Source organism: Streptomyces sp. NPDC102279 (genome assembly GCF_044766365.1).
Lineage (GTDB): Bacteria > Actinomycetota > Actinomycetes > Streptomycetales > Streptomycetaceae > Streptomyces.
Genome location: NZ_JBIWLU010000022.1, coordinates 30,821 through 50,182, shown reverse-complemented (window position 1 = coordinate 50,182; position 19,362 = coordinate 30,821). Strand labels below are relative to the sequence as shown.

11 protein-coding genes and 1 pseudogene are annotated in these 19,362 nt (G+C 71.8%); 9 read left to right on the top strand and 3 right to left on the bottom strand.

The window, feature by feature from the left end:
* The 6 genes from ACIRQH_RS38930 (at position 1) to ACIRQH_RS38905 (ending at position 13,935) form a co-directional block, all read left to right on the top strand.
* Positions 1-7,746 (top strand): amino acid adenylation domain-containing protein, encoded by a 7,746-nt coding sequence (locus tag ACIRQH_RS38930; RefSeq protein ID WP_404230124.1) that lies wholly within the window; start codon positions 1-3, stop codon positions 7,744-7,746.
* A 4-nt stretch (positions 7,747-7,750) separates the two neighbouring features.
* Entirely contained in the window at positions 7,751-11,644 is a 3,894-nt protein-coding gene (locus ACIRQH_RS38925) for an amino acid adenylation domain-containing protein (RefSeq protein WP_404230121.1), read from the top strand.
* A gap of 70 nt (positions 11,645-11,714) precedes the next feature.
* A complete protein-coding gene (locus ACIRQH_RS38920) occupies positions 11,715-12,455 on the top strand; it encodes a thioesterase II family protein (RefSeq protein ID WP_404230118.1) in 741 nt (246 codons plus the stop codon).
* Positions 12,456-12,642: 187 nt separating this feature from the next.
* Complete coding sequence (locus ACIRQH_RS38915; protein WP_388879155.1) at positions 12,643-13,215, top strand: Uma2 family endonuclease; 573 nt, start codon at positions 12,643-12,645, stop codon at positions 13,213-13,215.
* 2 nt (positions 13,216-13,217) lie between these two features.
* Positions 13,218-13,442, top strand: coding sequence for a helix-turn-helix transcriptional regulator (locus ACIRQH_RS38910; RefSeq protein ID WP_356004116.1), 225 nt, complete (start codon positions 13,218-13,220; stop codon positions 13,440-13,442).
* A gap of 85 nt (positions 13,443-13,527) precedes the next feature.
* Positions 13,528-13,935 (top strand): hypothetical protein, encoded by a 408-nt coding sequence (locus tag ACIRQH_RS38905; protein WP_388879199.1) that lies wholly within the window; start codon positions 13,528-13,530, stop codon positions 13,933-13,935.
* Here the strand turns inward: ACIRQH_RS38905 and ACIRQH_RS38900 are convergent.
* The 3 genes and pseudogenes from ACIRQH_RS38900 to ACIRQH_RS38890 all read right to left on the bottom strand — a co-directional run.
* Positions 13,936-14,276, bottom strand: a pseudogene (locus ACIRQH_RS38900) (IS110 family transposase); the annotation flags it as partial.
* A 219-nt stretch (positions 14,277-14,495) separates the two neighbouring features.
* Entirely contained in the window at positions 14,496-14,876 is a 381-nt protein-coding gene (locus ACIRQH_RS38895; protein ID WP_404230115.1) for a hypothetical protein, read from the bottom strand.
* Positions 14,877-15,020: 144 nt separating this feature from the next.
* Complete coding sequence (locus ACIRQH_RS38890; protein WP_404230113.1) at positions 15,021-16,535, bottom strand: FAD-dependent monooxygenase; 1,515 nt, start codon at positions 16,533-16,535, stop codon at positions 15,021-15,023.
* 473 nt (positions 16,536-17,008) lie between these two features.
* Between ACIRQH_RS38890 and ACIRQH_RS38885 the strand changes: the two genes are divergently transcribed.
* The 3 genes from ACIRQH_RS38885 to ACIRQH_RS38875 are packed head-to-tail and all read left to right on the top strand — an operon-like array spanning position 17,009 to position 19,316.
* Entirely contained in the window at positions 17,009-17,323 is a 315-nt protein-coding gene (locus ACIRQH_RS38885; RefSeq protein ID WP_404230110.1) for a phosphopantetheine-binding protein, read from the top strand.
* Positions 17,320-18,570 carry a cytochrome P450 gene (locus ACIRQH_RS38880; RefSeq protein WP_404230108.1) on the top strand — a complete coding sequence of 417 codons (1,251 nt, stop codon included), beginning with the start codon at positions 17,320-17,322 and terminating at the stop codon, positions 18,568-18,570. Before ACIRQH_RS38885 ends, ACIRQH_RS38880 begins: the two co-directional genes overlap by 4 nt.
* On the top strand, positions 18,567-19,316 hold the full coding sequence (locus tag ACIRQH_RS38875) for a thioesterase II family protein (RefSeq protein ID WP_404230105.1): 750 nt from the start codon (positions 18,567-18,569) through the stop codon (positions 19,314-19,316). Before ACIRQH_RS38880 ends, ACIRQH_RS38875 begins: the two co-directional genes overlap by 4 nt.
* The last annotated feature ends 46 nt before the right edge of the window (positions 19,317-19,362 follow it).

Sequence of the window (19,362 nt, the reverse complement as noted above, 5' to 3'; positions counted from 1 at the left end):
ATGATCCCGCTGTCGTTCGCCCAACGCCGGCTGTGGTTCCTCCACCGACTGGAGGGCCCCTCCGCGACCTACAACATCCCCTTCGCGCTGCGGCTGGAGGGGCCGCTCGACACCGCCGCACTGTCCGCCGCCGTCACCGACGTCGCCACCCGGCACGAGACCCTGCGCACCCTGATCGTCGAGGACGCCGAGGGCACACCCCGCCAGCAGATCCTGCCCCCCGCCGAAGCCGTCCTGCCCTTCCACATCACCGACACCACCCCCCAGGATCTGGACGGCGCACTGGAGGAGGTCCTGCGCCGCGGCTTCCACCTGGACACCGAACTCCCGCTGCGCACCACCGTCTTCCGGCTGGCCCCCCAGGAACACGTCGTCGCGTTCGTCTTCCACCACATCGCGGTGGACGGCGCCTCCATGGCCCCGTTCCTGGGGGACCTGGTCACCGCCTACACCGCCCGCCGCCAGGGCCACGCACCGGCCTGGACACCGCTGGCGGTGCAGTACAAGGACTACACGCTGTGGCAGCGCCAGCTGCTCGGCGACGAGGACGACCCGGAGTCCGTCGCCGCGGCACAGATCGACTACTGGCAGCGCGAACTGGACGGCGTGGTCCAGCCCGTGCAGCTGCCGCTGGACCGGCCCCGCCCCACCATGCCCGGCCACCACGGCGGCCACGTCTCCTTCACCCTGGAGCCCGAACTCCTCACCGGGCTCGGGAAACTGGCCGCCGACCACGGAGCCACCGCCCCCATGGCAGCCCAGGCCGCCCTCACCCTGCTCCTGCACAAACTCGGCGGGGGAGCGGACGTGACGATCGGCAGCCCCATCGAGGGCCGCGCCGACGAACAACTCGACGACCTCATCGGCTTCTTCGTCAACACCTGGGTCCTGCGCGCCGACCTGTCCACCGCCCCCACCTTCGCCGACCTGCTCGAACAGGTACGGGAGAAGGCGCTCGCCGCCTACGACAACCAGGACATGCCCTTCGAACGCCTGGTGGAACTCCTCGGCCACGACCGCGCCACCTCCTACCAGCCGCTGTTCCAGACCATGCTGGCCTGGCAGTTCGTGTGGCCGCAGATCCATCTGCCCGGCCTGAACGCCACCCCGCTCGCCGCCGACACCAAGGCCGCCAAGTTCGACCTGTTCTTCAACGTCGTCCCCGACGCCGACGGCGGCGCCTACGGCCGCCTGGAATACGCCGGCGAACTCTTCGACCACGCCACGGCCGCCGCCATCGCCGACCGCTTCGTGCGCGTCCTGCGCCACGTGGTCGCCGACCCCCGCGCCCCCCTCGCCGCCCTCGACGTGCGCACCGACACCGAACGCGAGGACCAGGCACGCCTCAACGACACCACCACAGCCCCGGCCACGGCGACGCTGCCCGAACTCCTCGCCGCGCAGAGCGCCCGTACCCCCGACGCCACCGCCGTCGTCTGCGGCACCACCACCCTGACCTACCGGCAGTTGCAGGAGCGCGCCGGCCGCCTCGCCGCCCGGCTGAGCGGGCACGGGGTGGGCCCCGACGTGCTGGTCGCCGTCGCCCTGCCCCGCACCGCGGACCTCGTCGTCGCCCTCCTGGCCGTCCTCAAGGCCGGCGGCGCCTATCTGCCCGTCGACCCCCAGCACCCGGCCGCCCGCACCAACCTCCTGCTCACCGCCGCCCGCCCGGCCCTCCTGCTCACCGACCGTGCCATCGCGGCCGGCCTCCTCCCCGGCGCCGCACCCGTCCTGCACCTCGACGACCTCGACCTCGACAGCTCGGCCCCCGCCGGTCCCGACACGGCCGTGCGGCCGGACCACCTGGCCTACGTGATGTTCACCTCCGGCTCGACCGGCACCCCCAAGGGCGTCGCCGTCACCCACGCCGGCGTCGTCAACGGCGTGGCCGACCTGCGCTCCATCACCGGCGTCGAGGCGGGAGGGCGGATGCTCGCCGCGACCTCGGTGAACTTCGACGTCTCCGTGTTCGAGATCTTCACCGCCCTCACCACCGGCGCGAGCGTCGAGATCGTCCGCGACGTCCTTGAACTCGCCGAACGCGACGCATGGTCGGGCAGCACCATCAGCGCCGTACCCGCCGTGTTCTCCGCCCTCCTGGACCACATCACCCACCACCCCGGCAGCCTCCACCTCACCGTGGACACCGTCGTCCTCGCCGGCGAAGCACTCTCCAAAGGCCTGGTGGAAAAGGTCCGCGCCGTGCTGCCCGGCGTACAAATCGTCAACGCCTACGGCCAGACCGAAAGCTTCTACGCCACCACCCACACCCTCCAAGAGGAGCCCGCACCCACCGGCGCACTGCCCATCGGCACGCCCCTGGCCAACATGCGCGCCCACATCCTGGGACCCGACCTCACCCCCGTCCCGCCCGGCGTGATCGGCGAACTGCACATCGCCGGACACCTCGCCCGCGGCTACCACCACAACGCGGCCGCGACCGCACAACGCTTCGTCCCCGACCCCCACGGCCCGCCCGGCACCCGCATGTACCGCACCGGCGACCTGGCCCGCTTCGACCGCGAGGGCCACCTCGTCTACGCGGGACGCGCCGACACCCAGGTGAAGATCAACGGCATCCGCATCGAACCCACCGAGATCGAGAGTGTCCTGGCCCGGCACCCCGCCATCGGCCAGGCCGTGGTCACCGTCCACCAGGACGCGACCGGCAGCCCCCGCCTGGTCGCCCACGTCGCACCCCCGGCCACCACCGAAGGCGCCGCCCCGCCCGCCCCGATCACCGAGGCCGACCTGCGGCGCTTCGCCGCACGTCACCTGCCGGACTACATGGTGCCCGCCGCCCTCGTCGTCCTCGAGCACCTCCCGCTGACCGCGAGCGGCAAACTGGACCGCTCCGCACTGCCCGCACCCCGCTTCACCACCGCCGCACACCGCGCACCGCGCACCCCCACCGAACACGTCCTGGCCGAGGTGTACGCCGACGTCCTGGGCAGCCGGCAGGTCGGCATCGACGACGACTTCTTCACCAGCGGCGGCGACAGCATCCGCTCCATCCAGGTCGTCGCCCGGGCCACCACCCGCGGCGTGCGGGTCAGCACCCGCGACATCTTCGAGCACCGCACCATCGCCCGGCTCGCCGAACTGAACCAGGCCCGCGGTGTGCAGGAGCGGCCGGTCCTGGCCGAACTGCCCGGCGCCGGCGTGGGCTGGGCCCCGCTGACCCCGACCGCCGCCCACGTCCTGGCCCTGGGCGGGGGCATCGGCCGGTTCTGCATGTCCGCCCTGCTGACCCTGCCCGACGGCATCACCCCCGCACGGCTCACCGCCACCCTGCAGGCCCTGCTGGACCGGCACGACGTCCTGCGCTCCCGCCTCGTGCGCCTCCAGCCCGGCCTGCGCATGCAACCGCCCGGCAGCATCGACGCCGCCGACCTGCTCCACCGGATCCCCTACGATCCCGCGACCGTGCAGGGCGAACTCGACGCCGCCGCAGGCCGCCTGGACCCCGACGCCGGCGTGATGGCCCAGTTCGTGCACCTCACCGACGACACCCGGCCCGGCCGGCTCCTCATCGTGCTGCACCACCTCGTCGTCGACGGCGTGTCCTGGCGCATCCTGCTCCCCGACCTGGCCGACGCCTGGCAGCGGGTCCGCGACGGCCTCGAACCCCGCCCCGCACCCGCCTCCACCTCCCTGCGCCGCTGGGCCCACGCCCTGGCCGAGACGGCCAACACCCCCCAGCGGGAAACGGAACTGGCCCACTGGCAGGAGACCCTCCGCGACGGCGAACCACCCCTGGGAAGCCGCCGCACCGACCCCGCCACCGACACCGCCGCCACCACCGACACCGTCCGCGTCCGCATACCCGCCGACATCACCCACACCCTGCTGACCACCCTGCCCGCCCTGTACCGCGGCGGCGCCGACGACGCCCTGCTCACCGGCCTCGCCCTCGCCCTCGCCCGCCGGCGCGCCACCCGCGACACCCCCGCATCCCCGACACTGGTGCGCCTCGAAGGCCACGGCCGCGAAGAACACCTCGTCCCCGGAGCCGACCTGACCGGCACCATCGGCTGGTTCACCGCCATGTACCCGGTGCGCCTGGACCTGCAGGACCTCGACCTCGCGGACGCCTTCGCCGGCGGCCCGGCCGCCGGATCAGCACTCAAGGCCGTCAAGGAACAACTGCGGGCCGCAGGGGACAACGGCCTGGGCTACGGCCTGCTGCGCCACCTCAACGCCCAGGCCGGCAGCACGCTCGCCGCCCTGCCACAGCCGCAGATCGGCTTCAACTACCTGGGCCGCGCCTCCGCCGCCGACCTCCCCGAACACTTGCGGGGCCTGGGCTTCACCCCCGACACCAGCCACCAGGACCTGATCGCCGCCCCCGACGCGGACATGCCCGTCCTGTCCGCCCTGGAGATCAACGCGGTGACCGCCGCCACCGACGAGGGCGACGAACTGAGCGCCTACTTCGGCTTCGCCACCGGCGTCCTGACCCGCGCGGAGGTCAGCGAACTCGCCGACCTGTGGGTGCAGGCACTGACCGCCCTGGCCCGCCACGCCACCACCGACGGCGCCGGCGGCCTCACCCCCGGCGACGTACCCCTGGCCGAGGTGAGCCAGCGGGAGATCGACACCTGGGAGCACCGCTTCGGCCCGCTGGACCAGGTGTGGCCGGTGACCCCGGCCCAGTCCGGAATGCTCTTCCACACCCTGCTCGCCGCAACGTCCACCTTCGACGCCTACCGCATGCAACTGGTGTTCCACCTCAGCGGCGACGTCGACCCGCAGCGGATGCGCCGGGCCGCACAGGCCCTCCTGGACCGCCACACCGGCCTGCGCGCCGCGTTCGTGGAGCGCGCCGACGGCGAGCCGCTCCAGGTGATCCCCACGACGGTGCCCCTGCCCTGGCAGCACCTCGACCTCACCGCCCACCCCCTCACCGAACGCACCGCGGCGTTCGAGGACTTCCTCGGCCAGGACCGGGCCGCCCCCTTCGACATCACCACACCGCCCCTGCTGCGGATCACCCTCGTCGACCTGCAACCCGGCCGCGCCGAACTGGTACTGACCGCCCACCACGCCCTGTTCGACGGCTGGTCCACCCCCCTGCTCCTGCAGGACCTCCTGCTCCTGTACGCGTCCGGCGGCGAGCCGGCCGCCCTGCCCGCACCCCGCGACTTCGGCGACTTCCTGTCCTGGCGCGCCCGCCAGGACGAGCAGGAGTCGGCGCGGGCCTGGGCCGGCGAACTCGACGGCCTCACCGAGCCGACCCTGCTGGCCCCCGGCGCCGGCGACACGGGAGACCAGGGCCTCGACGAGGTCGACGTCCCGCTCCCGCCCGAGCTGGCGCACGAGCTGGGCCGGTGCGCCACCGCCCTGGGCGTCACCCCCAACACCCTGCTCCAAGGCGCCTGGGCACTGCTCATCGGCCACCTCACCGGCCGCCAGGACGTGGTGTTCGGCGCCACCGTCTCCGGCCGCCCGGCCCAGGTCGCCGGCGTCGAGTCGATGGTCGGCATGTTCATCAACACCCTGCCGGTCCGCGTCGCGCACGCCCCCGGCGACACCCTCACCGCCCTCCTGAGCGCCCTGCAGAGCCGCCAGGCCGCCCTGTCCGACCACCACCACGTGGGCCTCACCGACATCCAGCAGCCCACCGGCCTGCCCGCCCTCTTCGACACCCTCGTCGTCTTCGAGTCCTACCCCGTCGACGAACAGGGCCTGAGCGCGGCCGGCGACGCCACCGGCTCGCTCACCGTCACCGGCCTGCGCCACGCCACCGGCACCAACTACCCGCTCACCCTGATGGCGCTGGTCGAACCCCACCTCCAACTCACCCTGCAGTACGCGCGCGCCGTCTTCGACCGGGACACCGTCAAGGACTACGCGGCCCGCCTGGTGCGCGTCCTGGCCCGGCTCGCGGACAGCCCCGACCTGCCCGCCGACCGCCTCGACATCCTGACCCCGGACGAACGCGCGCGCCTGCTCGTCGACTTCAACGACACCGCCGCCCCGACCCCCGACACCACGATCGGCGCCCTGATCGAGCAGCAGGCCGCCCGCACCCCGCACGAGGACGCCCTCGTCGCCGACGACACCACGCTCACCTACCAGGAACTCAACAGCCGCGCCGACCGCCTCGCCCACCACCTGGCCGCACAGGGCGTGGGAGCGGAATCACTCGTCGCCCTGTCGCTGCCCCGCACCGCGGACCTGGTCATCGCCCTGATCGCCGTCCTGAAGGCGGGCGGCGCCTATCTGCCGCTCGACCCCAAATACCCCGGACAGCGCCTCGCCGCCATCCTCACCGACGCCCGCCCCGCCCTCGTCCTCACCGACACCGCCACCGCCGCCCTCCTGCCCGACCATGAGGCCCCCACCGTCCTGATCGACACCCTCGATCCGGCCGTCCACCCCGACACGCCGACCCAACAGGTCGTGCACGCACAGCAGTTGGCGTACGTGATGTACACCTCCGGCTCCACCGGCCGGCCCAAGGGTGTCGCCATCACCCACGCGGGCGTCGTCAACGGCGTGCTGCACCTCGCCGACCGGCTGGGCCTCGAACCGGGCAAGCGGCTCCTGGCGGGAGCATCCGTCAACTTCGACGTGTCGGCGTTCGAGATCTTCACCACCCTCGCCACCGGCGGCACCGTCGAACTGGTCCGCGACGTCCTCGTCCTGGGCGAACGCAAGCAGTGGAGCGGCAGCGTCATCTCCACCGTGCCCTCCGCCTTCGCCGAACTCCTCGACCAGATCAGTGGCCGCACCCAGGTGGAAAGCGTCGTCTTCGCCGGCGAAGCCCTGCCCACCGCCCTGATCGAACGCACCCGCCAGGCCTTCCCCGGCGTCCGCGTCGTCAACGCCTACGGGCAGAGCGAGACGTTCTACGCCACCACCCACACCGCCGACGACACCCCCCAGGACACCGGCGGGGGCAGCGCCCCGCTGGGCACCCCGCTCGCCAACATGCGCGCCTACGTCCTGGGCCCCGGCCTCATCCCGGTCCCGCCCGGCACGGTCGGCGAACTGTACGTCGGCGGGGCCATCGGCCGCGGCTACCACGACCGCCCCGCCCTGACCGCCGCCCGCTTCGTCCCCGACCCCCACGGCGCGCCCGGCGCCCGCATGTACCGCACCGGCGACCTGGCCCGCTTCACCGGCGAGGGCCGCCTGGAGTACGCGGGCCGCGGCGACGCCCAGGTCAAGGTACGCGGCCACCGCCTCGAACCCGGCGAGGTCGAGGCCGTCCTGACCGCCCACCCGCACCTCGCCCAGGCCGCCGTCATCACCCACGGCACCGGCACCGCCACCCGCCTGATCGGCTACGCGGTGCCCGACAGGGAGACCTCCGCCCAGGAGATCCGCCGCTACGCCGCCGAGCGACTGCCCGACTACATGGTGCCCTCCGCCATCGTCCTGCTGGAGCGGCTCCCGCTGATGCCCAACGGCAAACTCGACCGCTCCGCCCTGCCCGAACCGGAGTACACCGGCGCCCCCTACCGGGCCCCCCGCACCCCCCGCGAGGAAACCCTCGCCGCCCTGTTCGCCGAAGTCCTCGGCCTGGACCGGGTCGGCATCGACGACGGCTTCTTCGAACGCGGCGGACACTCCCTGCTCGCCACCCGCCTCATCGCCCGCGCCCGCGCCGAGGCAGGCATCGAAATACCCATCCGCACGATCTTCGACCTGCAGACCGTGGCCGCGCTCGCCACGTGGTCACAGGAATCGGCCGCCCCCCGCCGCCCCAGCCTGCGCCAGATGTTCGCAAAGGAGTAACCCGATGATCCCGCTGTCATACGCCCAACGCCGCATGTGGCTCCTGCACCAACTGGAGGGCGGAGCGGCGACCTACAACATCTCGGCGGCGTTCAGACTGACCGGCCCCCTCGACCGGGACGCCCTCACCGCCGCCCTGCGCGACGTGGCCGAACGGCACGAGATCCTGCGCACCCTGTACGTCCTGGACGACGCCGGCGAACCCTGCTCACGGCTCCTCGCCGCGGCGGACACCGCAGGGCAGGTACGGGTGCGCGACATACCGCCCGCCGACGTGCCCGCGGCCATCGAGAAGGCCGTCGCCCACCGCTTCGAGCTGACCGCCGAACTCCCCTGGCGCGCCGACATCCTGTGCTGCTCGCCGACCGAACACGTCCTGGTCCTGGTCATCCACCACATCGCCTCCGACGGCAGCTCCAGCGCCCCGATGATGCGCGACCTGTTCGCCGCCTACACCGCCCGCACCCAGGGCCGCGCACCCCACTGGGAGCCGCTGCCCGTGCAGTACAAGGACTACGCGCTGTGGCAGCGCGAGGTCCTGGGCGACCCGGCGGACGCGGGCAGTCTCGCCGCGGCCCAGGTCGAGTACTGGCGCAAGGAACTCGCCGGCGTGCCGCAGCCGCTGAACCTGCCGCTGGACCGGCCCCGGCCCGCCGAGGCCGGCTCGCACGGCGACACCGTCGCCCTGCACGTCGACGCCGCCACGACGGGCGTCCTGCACAGGCTCGCCAAGGAGCGCGGCACCAGCATGTCGATGCTCCTGCAGGCCGCCCTGGCGGTCCTGCTCGGCAAACTCGGCGGCGGCGACGACATCACGATCGGCTCCCCGATCGCCGGCCGCACCGACGAAGCCCTGGCCGACCTGATCGGCTGCTTCGTCAACACCCAGGTCCTGCGCGCCGACCTGTCCGAGGACCCCGCCTTCACCAGCCTGCTGGCCCAGGTACGCGACAAGGCGCTGGCCGCCTACGAGCACCAGGACGTGCCCTTCGACGCGATCGTCGAGGCCATCAACCCCGAACGCTCCGCCGCCTACCAGCCGCTCTTCCAGGTGATCTTCTCCTGGCAGAGCTATGAGAAGCCCGGCTTCGAACTCGACGGCCTCGACGTCCGCTTCGAGCAGGCCATCCCCGAGACCGCCATGGTCGACCTCACCTTCTTCCTCACCATGGACGAGGCCGGAGCGCTGCGCGGCGACCTGCAGTACGCGACCGACCTGTTCGACCGCGAGACGGCCCAGGAGATCTCCGCCCGCCTCACCCGCGTCCTGGAGCAGTTCGCCGCCGACCCGGCACTGCGCGTCAGCGACATCGACGTCCTCAGCGCCCGCGAACACCAGCGCCTCACCGACGCCACCACCGCGGGCGCCCCGATCGCGGACACCACCCTGGTCGACCTCTTCGAACACCAGGCGGCCCGCCACACCGACAGCGTCGCGGTGGTCTGCCAGGACACCACCCTCACCTACGGCCAGGCCAACGCCCGCGCCAACCGCCTCGCCCGCCACCTCGTCACCCAGGGCGTGGGCCCCGAATCCCTGGTCGGCATCTGCCTGGAACGCTCCGCCGACCTCGTCGTCGCGATCCTCGCCGTCCTCAAGGCCGGCGGCGCCTACCTGCCCATCGACCCCGACTCCCCGGCCGACCGCATCGCCTACCTGATCCAGGACGCCGCACCCGTCCTGCTGCTCACCACCACCGCCACCACCGCCGCCCAGGACCTCGCCCCCCACCTGCCCCGCCTGCACCTCGACGGGCCCGACCCCCTCACCACGGCCGGCAGCGACGACAGCGACCTCACCGACGCCGAACGCCGCGGCCCGCTGCGCCCCGACCACCCCGCGTACGTGATCTACACCTCCGGCTCGACCGGTCGCCCCAAGGGCGTCCTCATCGCGCACCGCAACGTCGTCGGACTCTTCACCGCCGCGAAGGACTTCGCCTTCGGCGCCGACGACGTGTGGACCCTCTTCCACTCCTACGCCTTCGACTTCTCCGTGTGGGAACTGTGGGGCCCGCTGCTGCACGGCGGCCGCCTGGTCGTCGTCCCCTACGACGTCTCCCGCTCCCCGGAGGACTTCCTCGCGCTCCTGGCCCGCGAACAGGTCACCGTCCTCAACCAGACCCCCTCCGCCTTCTACCAGCTCATCCAGGCCGACGCCCAGGCACCGGGCCGCGAACTGGCCCTGCGCTACGTGGTGTTCGGCGGCGAGGCCCTGGACCTGAACCGCCTCACCGACTGGTACGAACGCCACGCGGACAACGCGCCGGTCCTGGTGAACATGTACGGCATCACCGAGACCACCGTGCACGTCACCCGCATCGACCTCGACGAGCACGCCGCCGCCCGCTACCGCGCCAGCGTCATCGGCCCGGCGATCCCAGGCCTCGGCGCCCACGTCCTGGACCACAACCTCAAACCGGTGCCCGCCGGGGTGACCGGCGAACTGTACGTCGCCGGCTACGGCCTGGCCCGCGGCTACCACGGCCGCCCCGCCCTGACCGCCGCCCGCTTCGTCGCCTGCCCCTTCGGGGCGCCCGGCGAGCGCATGTACCGCAGCGGCGACCTCGTCCGCCTCAGCCGGCACGGACAGCTGGAGTACGTCGGACGCGCCGACTCCCAGGTGAAGATCCGCGGTTTCCGCATCGAGCTCGGCGAGATCGAACACGCCCTGGCCGCCCACCCCGCCGTCGCCGAGGCCGCCGTCCTGGTCCGCGAGAACGGCGACGGCGACAAACGCCTCGTCGGCTACGTCGTCCCCGAACCCGGCGCCGTACCGGACACCGCCGCCCTCGCCGGCCACCTGAGCGAACGCCTGCCCGACTACATGGTGCCCGCCACCCTGATCACGCTGGAGCACATCCCGCTCACCGCCAACGGCAAACTCGACCGGCGCGCCCTGCCCGCCGAGGACACCGCCGCGACCGCGGCCGGCGGCGGACCGCGCAACTCCTACGAGGAGCGGCTGTGCGCCCTGTTCGGTGAGCTGCTCGGCCGGGAGGACGTCGGGGTCGGCGACGGGTTCTTCGCGCTCGGCGGGCACTCGCTGCTGGCCACCCGGCTCAGCGTCCGCGTCCGCGGCGAGTTCGGCATCGACATCCCCATCAGGACGATCATCAAGTACCCCACGGTCGCCGAACTGGCCGCGCTGATGCTCGCCGGCGGTGTCCCCGCCGACGACGCCGACTCCTTCGCCGTCGTACTGCCCCTGAACAGCGACCCCGGCACCGGAAAGAAGCCGGTGTGGTTCTTCCACGGCGGCGGCGGCCTGGGCTGGGCCTACTACAGCTTCGTGACACACCTGCAGGACCGGCCCGCCTACGCCCTGCAGTCCCGCGGCTCCGACGGCGTGGACACCCTCGCCTCCTCCGCGAAGGAGATGATCGACGACTACGTCACCCAGATCCTCGACACCCAGCCCGAAGGCCCCTTCAACCTCATCGGCTGGTCCTACGGCGGCACGGTCGTCCAGGCCGTCGCCGACGCCCTGGACCGGCTCGGCCACCAGGTCGCCCTGGTGGCGATCCTGGACGCCCAGCCCGGCGGCCACGGATTCCGCGAGGTCCACGCCGGCAAGGACTCGGCCGACTACCGGGCCGAACTCGAGGACGACTTCACCCAGTACATCCGCCTGGGCGGCCGGCAGGGCTTCCTGGACACCATGGCGGACGTCCTCGCCAACAACGCCGCCCTGATGATGGACTTCACCTCGCCCGCCTACCGCGGCGACGTGCTGTATTTCAACGCGGCCCAGGAGGACACCTCCTACGCCCACCTGTGGCGGCCCTACGTCCTGGGCACCCTGGACGTGCACACCATGAACGCCACGCACCACGAGATGCACATGCCGGCGCCGGTCGCCGAGTTCTTCGAGATCGCCCGCGACAGGCTGGCATGACCGGCCGGCCGCCCGGTGCCCGGCACCGGCCCGATGCACGATCACACCGAACGGATGGGGGTGGGCCGCGGTGAGCGGACCCCGGACACCACAGGAAGACCCCGAGCAGGCCACGCTGCTGTGCGTGCCGTTCGCGGGAGCAGGACCCTCGTTCTTCCATCCCTGGCGGGAACTGTCCGCCGGCCGGTGGCGCATCACCTCGGTCGAACTGCCCGGCAGGGAACGGCGGATCCTGGACACGCCGTACCGCAACGTCGTCGAGGCGGCCAAGGGATCCATCGACGACATCGTCGCCGACCTCGGCGAAGGCACCACCACCGTGCTGTTCGGACACAGCCTGGGCGCGGTCCTCGCCTACGAACTCGCCCACCTGCTCACCCACCGCGGCGTGCACGTCGAGCGCCTGGTCGTCAGCGGCTCACCGGGCCCCTGGACCCAGCGCGAACGCCGCGCGACGGGCCTGCCCGACGAGGAGTTCCTCGCCCGCGTCGAGGAGTTCGCGGGCTTTCGGCACGAGGCCCTGGACCATCCGGAGATGCGGGAGCTGATCCTGCCGGTCCTGCAGGCCGACTGCGAGATGCACGAGAACTACGTCCCCTCCACCGACGCCCCTCTCCCGGTGCCGATCTGCTCCCTGCGCGGCGCCCGGGACGGACTGGTCACCGCGGCCGAAGCCCGCCAGTGGCAGGACGCCACCACCGCCGGCTTCACCTACGCGGAGTTCCCCGGCGACCACATGTACCTCGTCGACCACGGCCGCGAGATCCTGGACGTCATCGCGGCCCGGTCCGCCAGCGAGGGGAGATTCTGAGCGAACGGCTTCCGGTGTGAGCGTGCCCGGACGGAGGTCCAGGCACGCTGCGCCGGGATCACAGAGAGGGCGGAGCCGAACGGTCGGGCACACAGGCTGTGGCCCTCCCCGTTGCCGGATCCTGCGGTGTCCTGAAGAGCCCGAACGCCATCGGGGCTATGACGATTTCGTCATGTACGGTGGGAGTGTGACCGAACAGGATGTCTATCGTCATCTGCGTGAGTTCCGTGAGACCTTCGACAAGCCCGAACCGTTGGCTTGGCCGGAGATCAGTCACGGCCAGCTTTTGATGATGATGAGCCCGAAGAAGCGCCACCAGTTGGTCGCACACCGCCTGCGCACCAAACTGGAGCCCCAGCTCGGGGCGGAGCTCGTTCTCATGGCCGAGACCGACATGGAGGACGCGGGGCTCGGGGTGCTGCGGGTCCCCGACCTCGTCGTGGTCGACGAGGAAGAGGCCACGGCGCAGGGCGACGCCATCGATCCTCGCCGTACTCACCTGGTGATCGAGATCGTCTCGCCCTCGAATCCGGGCAACGACTACGAGGCCAAACTGCGGGACTATCCGGCCATGGGCGTGCCGCACTACCTGATCGTCGATCCCCGGGACGGCACCGCAGTCCACCACTGGGCGCCCACGCGCCGTATCGGCGTGCCCGCATACGAGAACAGGCAGCACTACGGCTTCGGGGACGTCATCGCCATCGGTGACTGGACGATCGACACCGCGGCTCTGCCGCGCTACGGCGCGGACTCCTGACCATGAACGACACAGGTGAGCTGGTGCGGTACTGGCGTGGACGTCGGGGCATGTCACAGGCACGCCTGGCCGAGCTCGCAGGGACCGGACAGGCTGCCATCTCACGCATCGAGTCCGGCCGTGGCCAGCCCACGCTGGCACTCCTGGAACGCATCGCCTCGGCACTGGGCTGCCGGCTCACATTGGCCTTCGCCTCCAGTGCCGAGCAGCCGTCATCCTCGTCGTGAGAGTGACGGGGGGTGCCTCTATGTCTCTGGTCAAGCGGGTGGGCAGCATGGGTCTGGGACATGTGATCGTCTGGTCGTGTTGGAGATGATGAGTGGGTTGGGGGCTGCCTTGGCTGAGGCGTCGTCTCCTTCGTGGCCGCAACGTGTTCGTGCCGGGCGTGACCTTGCTTCCTTTGCTGATGTGCCTGAGGCTGCGGAGGCGTTGGTGGGATTGTTGCTGGACGTCGGGGACACGGCGGTGATCCGGCAGACGGCGGAGGCGCTGGTCCGGGTGGGGACGGTGGCCGCCGTAAGGCTCATCGCTCTCGCGGTTGCGGAGGCTGACGATCAGCAGGCTGACTGGCTGCAGACCGGGGTGCATGATGCGCTTGTGGGGCCGGACGGTGTGCTGGGCGTTGCAGCGATCTGTGGGCAGCTCGCCCGGGACCCGGAAGAAGCTGTCCGTCGGAGTGCCGCGCAGGTCTCGGCGTGGGTGGACGGCAAAGGATGCTGATGTGAGTTGAGCGGCCTGTGGGCTGGTGACGCCGACGCCCGGCATCGACGTCAGGACCGCGGAAGAGGGTGTTCCTCCAGCAGCTCGTCGAGCCGTTTCTCCAGTAGGCGACGTTGGTCGAGCACGGCTGTCAGGGACCGGGCCAGGCTCGGAACGATCAGCGCGGCCGCCGCGGTTCCCGGGACAATGACCGTCTGTTCGTCGAGCGCGGTGAAAATGTCCTCGGTCAGCCGGGCCGCCATCCGAGGCGCCTTGGGACGCAGCAGGTTGGTGACCTTGCGGCGTCCGGCCTGGCGGATCTGGGCCGGCGAGCCGAAGCGTTCCAGCAGGGTCAGGACGGCCGGGTTGGGGCGGGGATCTCACCGGCTGCGGGCACGAACCAGTGCTCGTCCGGTCATGGGCGCTGGATTCTCGGTGGCGACGTCAAGGTCCTGGCTGGGCCGATTTGACGAGCCGATGCGCCCGCACGGCATAGCCGCCGGTGAGTACCAGTGGGTAGGGAGCCCCGATCGTGATCACGTCAGCCAGTAGTCGGGCGTGCAGCTCCGGCATGTCCACTGTCATGCGGCGGTCTCTCGCAAAAGCGCAGGAAACGCGTCCTCCCACGCTGTTCGAACGCTTGAACCCACCAAGCGGCGCAAGGTCGGCCAAAGCTCCAGCAGGAGGTCTCGATGGAGGTAGCACTCCAGGTCTTCACACAGGCCCTCGTGCAGGACTGTGCGGTAGAGCCCCATCCGCTGGCGAGGCTTGTCGAGGTCGTAGGAGGTCATCCCGGACCACGCCACGTGCAAGGGGAGTGTCACCGTGCCCTTGGTGGGGCCATGGAGGTCTCTCAATTCCGCCGGCAGGCGTCGGCGGAACTTCTCTCGGTAGAGCGCAAGGTCATCCGCATCTGCTCTCGGCAGGTGCGATGGGGATGCGGATGGTGTGCCGGCTGCCATGCCTCCATTGTGGCTGCTGACGCAGTGCGGGGAGAGGCGACAGTCTGGCGAAGACGCCCCTTGCCGTGACGCTGGGCAATGCAGCCCTCGTTGGCCTGCACAGTCAAAGAGCGTGCCCCCAGGCTCAACACCAATGATTCGTCCTCAGCCGGGCAGGCCCGGCCCGAACCAGGTGGTGAGCGCCCTGCGCAGGGCGGCGAGGTCGGGGCGGCCGGCGGTGGTGGCCCAGGCGACGTGGCCGTCGGGGCGGATCAGCAGGGCGGCGGGGGCGGGGATCTCGCCGGCTGCGGGCACGAACCAGTGGTCGTCCTCGCTGACCGCCTCGACGACGTCGACGCGATCGGCCCAGCCGGCGGCCGCCGCCGTCACCTCCGCGCCCGCGCCCAGATCGAGCAGGACGGGCCGGCCGGCGTGCAGCAGTTCGCTGACCCCGGTGATGCCGTCCGCTGTTTTGAGGTCGGCGTCGGGGACCCGGCGGCCCGACAGCAGGTGCCCGTCGTCGGCCGGGTAGCGGATGTCCAGCGCCGTGAGCATGTGCCGCAGATGCCGGTTGACGTCGTCGAAGACCATCAGCGAGCCGAACACCTCGCGCAGCGCGTCCGACTGGGGGCCGGGGCGGGCCAGCGCCGACTGCGCCCGGGTGTTGTTCAGCACCCGCTCCGCGACCGGGTGACGCTCGGCGTGATAGCTGTCCAGCAGGCTCTCCGGCGCCCGGCCGCGCACCACCGAGGCCAGCTTCCACCCCAGGTTGACCGCGTCCTGCACGCCCATGTTCAGGCCCTGGCCGCCGGCGGGGAAGTGGATGTGCGCGGCGTCCCCGGCGAGCAGCACCCGGCCCTGGCGGTAGCGGTCGGCCTGGCGGGCGGCGTCGTTGAACCGGGAGATCCACCGCGGGCTGTGCATGCCGTAGTCGGTGCCCGCGAGCCGTACCAGCGAGTCCCGCAGCTGCTCGAAGGTGGGCGCCTCGTCGCGGTCGGCGACCCGGTCGTACTCCGAGGTGATCACCCGGTACCAGCCGGGCTCGAAGGCGATCGCCGAGAAGTCGCCGCTCGCGCAGCGCCGGATCCACACGTAGTCCTCGGGCAGGCCCGGCAGTTCGACGTCGCCGATCAGCGCCGTCATCGTCGCCTCGGTGCCGGGGAAGCCGATGCCCGCCAGCTTGCGCACGGCGCTGCGGCCGCCGTCGCAGCCCACCAGGTAGCGGGCGCGCAGCGTCTCGCGCGAGGAGCCGGCCGGGCCCACCTCGACGCTCACGCCGTCCTCGTCCTGACGCAGTCCGACGACCTCGGCCGACCGGCGGAAGCGCACGCCCAGTTCGCCCGCCCACTCCTCCAGCAGCCGTTCGATCGCGGACTGCAGGATCATCAGCGGGTAGGGGTGGCGGGACTCGGACTCCTCGAAGTCCAGGTAGAGGCCGGAGAAGTGGCCCACCGGCTGCAGTTCGCCGGCCGCCAGGAACCGGTCCAGGACGCCGCGCTGGTCCAGCACCTCCAGGGTGCGCGAGTGGATCCCGCCGGCCCGTGACTCGCCCGTACGGTCGGCGAGCCGTTCCAGGACCATCACGTCGACGCCCGCCAGCCGCAGCTCGCAGGCGAGCATCAGGCCCGTCGGCCCGGCGCCCGCGATCACCACCTCGGCGTCCATGCCGGTGTCTGCCACGTCGTTCCCCCTCGTTCGGCTGGGCCTTCAACGTCCTTGCCTCGCCCTCACGTTCACGTCCCCACCACTGGCCGGTCAACGCGGCTGTGCGCCCTGGCAGGGCGCGGTACGGGCGCACTTGTGCCGTCCCGCCGGCGGGACACCCTCAAGGCGGGACATCCCCCTCGGGACATCCCCCTCGGGGGCGGGGGAGGAGGCGGGGGAGGGGAGGGGGCCGTGCGGTGCGGCAGCGTGCAGGCCCGCCCGTCCACCCTCAACCCCACCGGCCGGCCCCCACCGGGGCGATGTCGGGACGGGTGTGGTGGGGGCCGGCGGCGGGTGACACTCCAGTCGGCCATGCGGCGAACGTGTCTCGCCGGCGGGACAGCACACCCGACCCCCGCGGCCACGCAGAAAGTGACGGCTCGTCAGATGGCGGGCCGCGCAGGACGCGAGCGGGCACTCCCGATCGGCGGAGGAAGGAAACACTGGCCATGGAATCGGCGCCGCAGGTGATCCACCCGCGAGGTGGACAGGACGAGATCGCACGACGACAGGACGCGCCCTCGGGCGGCCCGGTGCCGCTGGTGGATGAACTCGCCGCGCTGTGGGGGGAACTCCTCAACTGCCCCGAGGTGGGGCAGGACGACGACTTCTTCGCCCTCGGCGGCAACTCACTGACCGGAATCAAGATCATCGAACGGGTGGCGCAGGACTACGGCATCCAGCTGTCCGTACGCGACTTCTACCTGGCGCAGACCCCGGCCCGCGTCGCCGAACTGATCGAGCGGGCGAGGGCCCGGACATGAGACTGACGCCGGGTCCCGCGCGCGACATCGACCTCGATGCCGTCGACCTGTTCGACCTGGACCTCTACACGGTGGGCGACCCGCACCCCGTCTGGGACCTGATGCGCGCCGAGGCGCCCCTGCACCACCAGGTCCTGCCCGATGGACGGGAGTTCTGGTCCCTCACCCGCTACGAGGACGTGTGCCGCGTCCTGGGCGACCACCGCGAGTTCACCTCGGAACGCGGCACCGTGCCCACCCACCTCGGGCAGGACGACGTGGCCGCCGGCGTGCTGCTGACCTCCACCGACCCGCCCCGCCACACCGAGGTCCGCAGGCCGCTGGGATCCAAGCTCACCGCCCGCGCCGTCCGGTCCTGGGAGGACTCCATCCGCCGCACGGTGGTCCGCTTCCTCGAACCGGCCCTGGACGGCGAGGTGTTCGACCTCGCCGAGCGCGCCCTGCTCCTCCCCGCGATCGTCACCGGCCCGCTGCTGGGCATCCCGGACAAGGACTGGGCCGAACTCGTCCAGCTGACCGCGATGGTCACCGCACCTTCGGACCCGCACTTCCAGCTGGGCAGCGAAGCCGCCACCCTGGCCATCGCCCACCACGAACTCGTCACCTACGTCACCGACTGGGTCAAACGCCGCCGGGCCTCGGGAGAGCAGGACGACAGCCTCCTCCACCACCTGATGAGCGTCCGCCCCGGCGGAGCACCGCTGAGCGACGAGGAGATCGCCCTCGACGGCTACAGCATCCTGCTGGGCGCCAACGTGACGACCCCGCACACCGTCTCGGGCACCGTGCAGGCACTCATCGAACACCCCGAACAGTTCGACAAGGCCCAGGCCGACCCGACCATGATCCCCAACCTGGTCGAGGAAGGGCTGCGCTGGACCTCGGCCGCCTGCAACTTCATGCGCTACGCCGTCACCGACGTGCCCATCGCGGGCGGCGTCATCCCCGCAGGCGGCGCGGTCGTCGCCTGGATCGGATCGGCCAACCGGGACGCCTCCCAGTTCCCCGACCCGCACACCTTCGACATCACCCGCCCCAACGCCAAACGGCAGGTCGCCTTCGGCTTCGGCCCGCACTTCTGCATCGGCGCACCGCTGGCCCGCCTGACCCTGCGCGTCTTCTTCGAGGAACTCCTCCAACGGTTCGCCTCCCTCGACCTCGCAGGCGAACCGGAGCACCTGCGCTCCTACTTCATCGCCGGCATGACCCACCTGCCCATCGCCGCCCAGAAACGGCCCACCCCATGACCGCCGCCCCCGCCACCGCCCCCTCGCCGTGGTTCGTGCGGCCCCCCGCACTCCCCGTACCCGGCGGGCCGGCCACCCGCCTGTTCTGCTTCCCCTTCTCCGGCTCCGGAGCCTCCGCCTTCAGCGCCTGGCCGGCCACCATCGACGGCACCGAGGTCTGCCCCGTGCAGTTCCCCGGCCGCGAGAACCGCCTGGCCCACCCCCACTACGGCACCTACGAACAGCTCGCCGCCTCCCTCGTCGAACCCCTCACCCCCCTGCTGGACACCCCGTTCGCCTTCTTCGGACACTGCGCGGGCGCCCTGCCCGCCTACGAGACCGTCCTGCTGCTCGCCGAACTCGGCCTGCCCACCCCGCAGTGCCTGTACGTGTCGGGCCAAAGAGCCCCGCACGAGGCCGCCCGCGACCGCATGCTCTCCCTGACCGAGGACGAACTGCGCACCGAACTGGAGACGTTCCTGCGCGGCCGGGGCATCGAACCCCGCCCCGACATGATCGACATGGGCATGTTCGTCCTGCTGCGCGACCACGCAGCCGCCGGCGCCTACCGGCGCACCGAACCCGCCCGCGTCGACTGCCCCGTCGTCGTCCTGCACTGGCGCGAGGACGACGACGTCAGCCTCGAAGAACTCCAGGGCTGGCGCAGTTACGCCGACTCCGTCGAGATCCGGGTCCTTGAGGGCGGCCACTACGACTTCATGGACGCGCCGCAGGAACTGCTCACCACGCTCGCCCGCGGGCGATGAGCGCGCCGCGGCCCGGCGCTCCCGTGTGCCCAGGCAACCGGAAGGG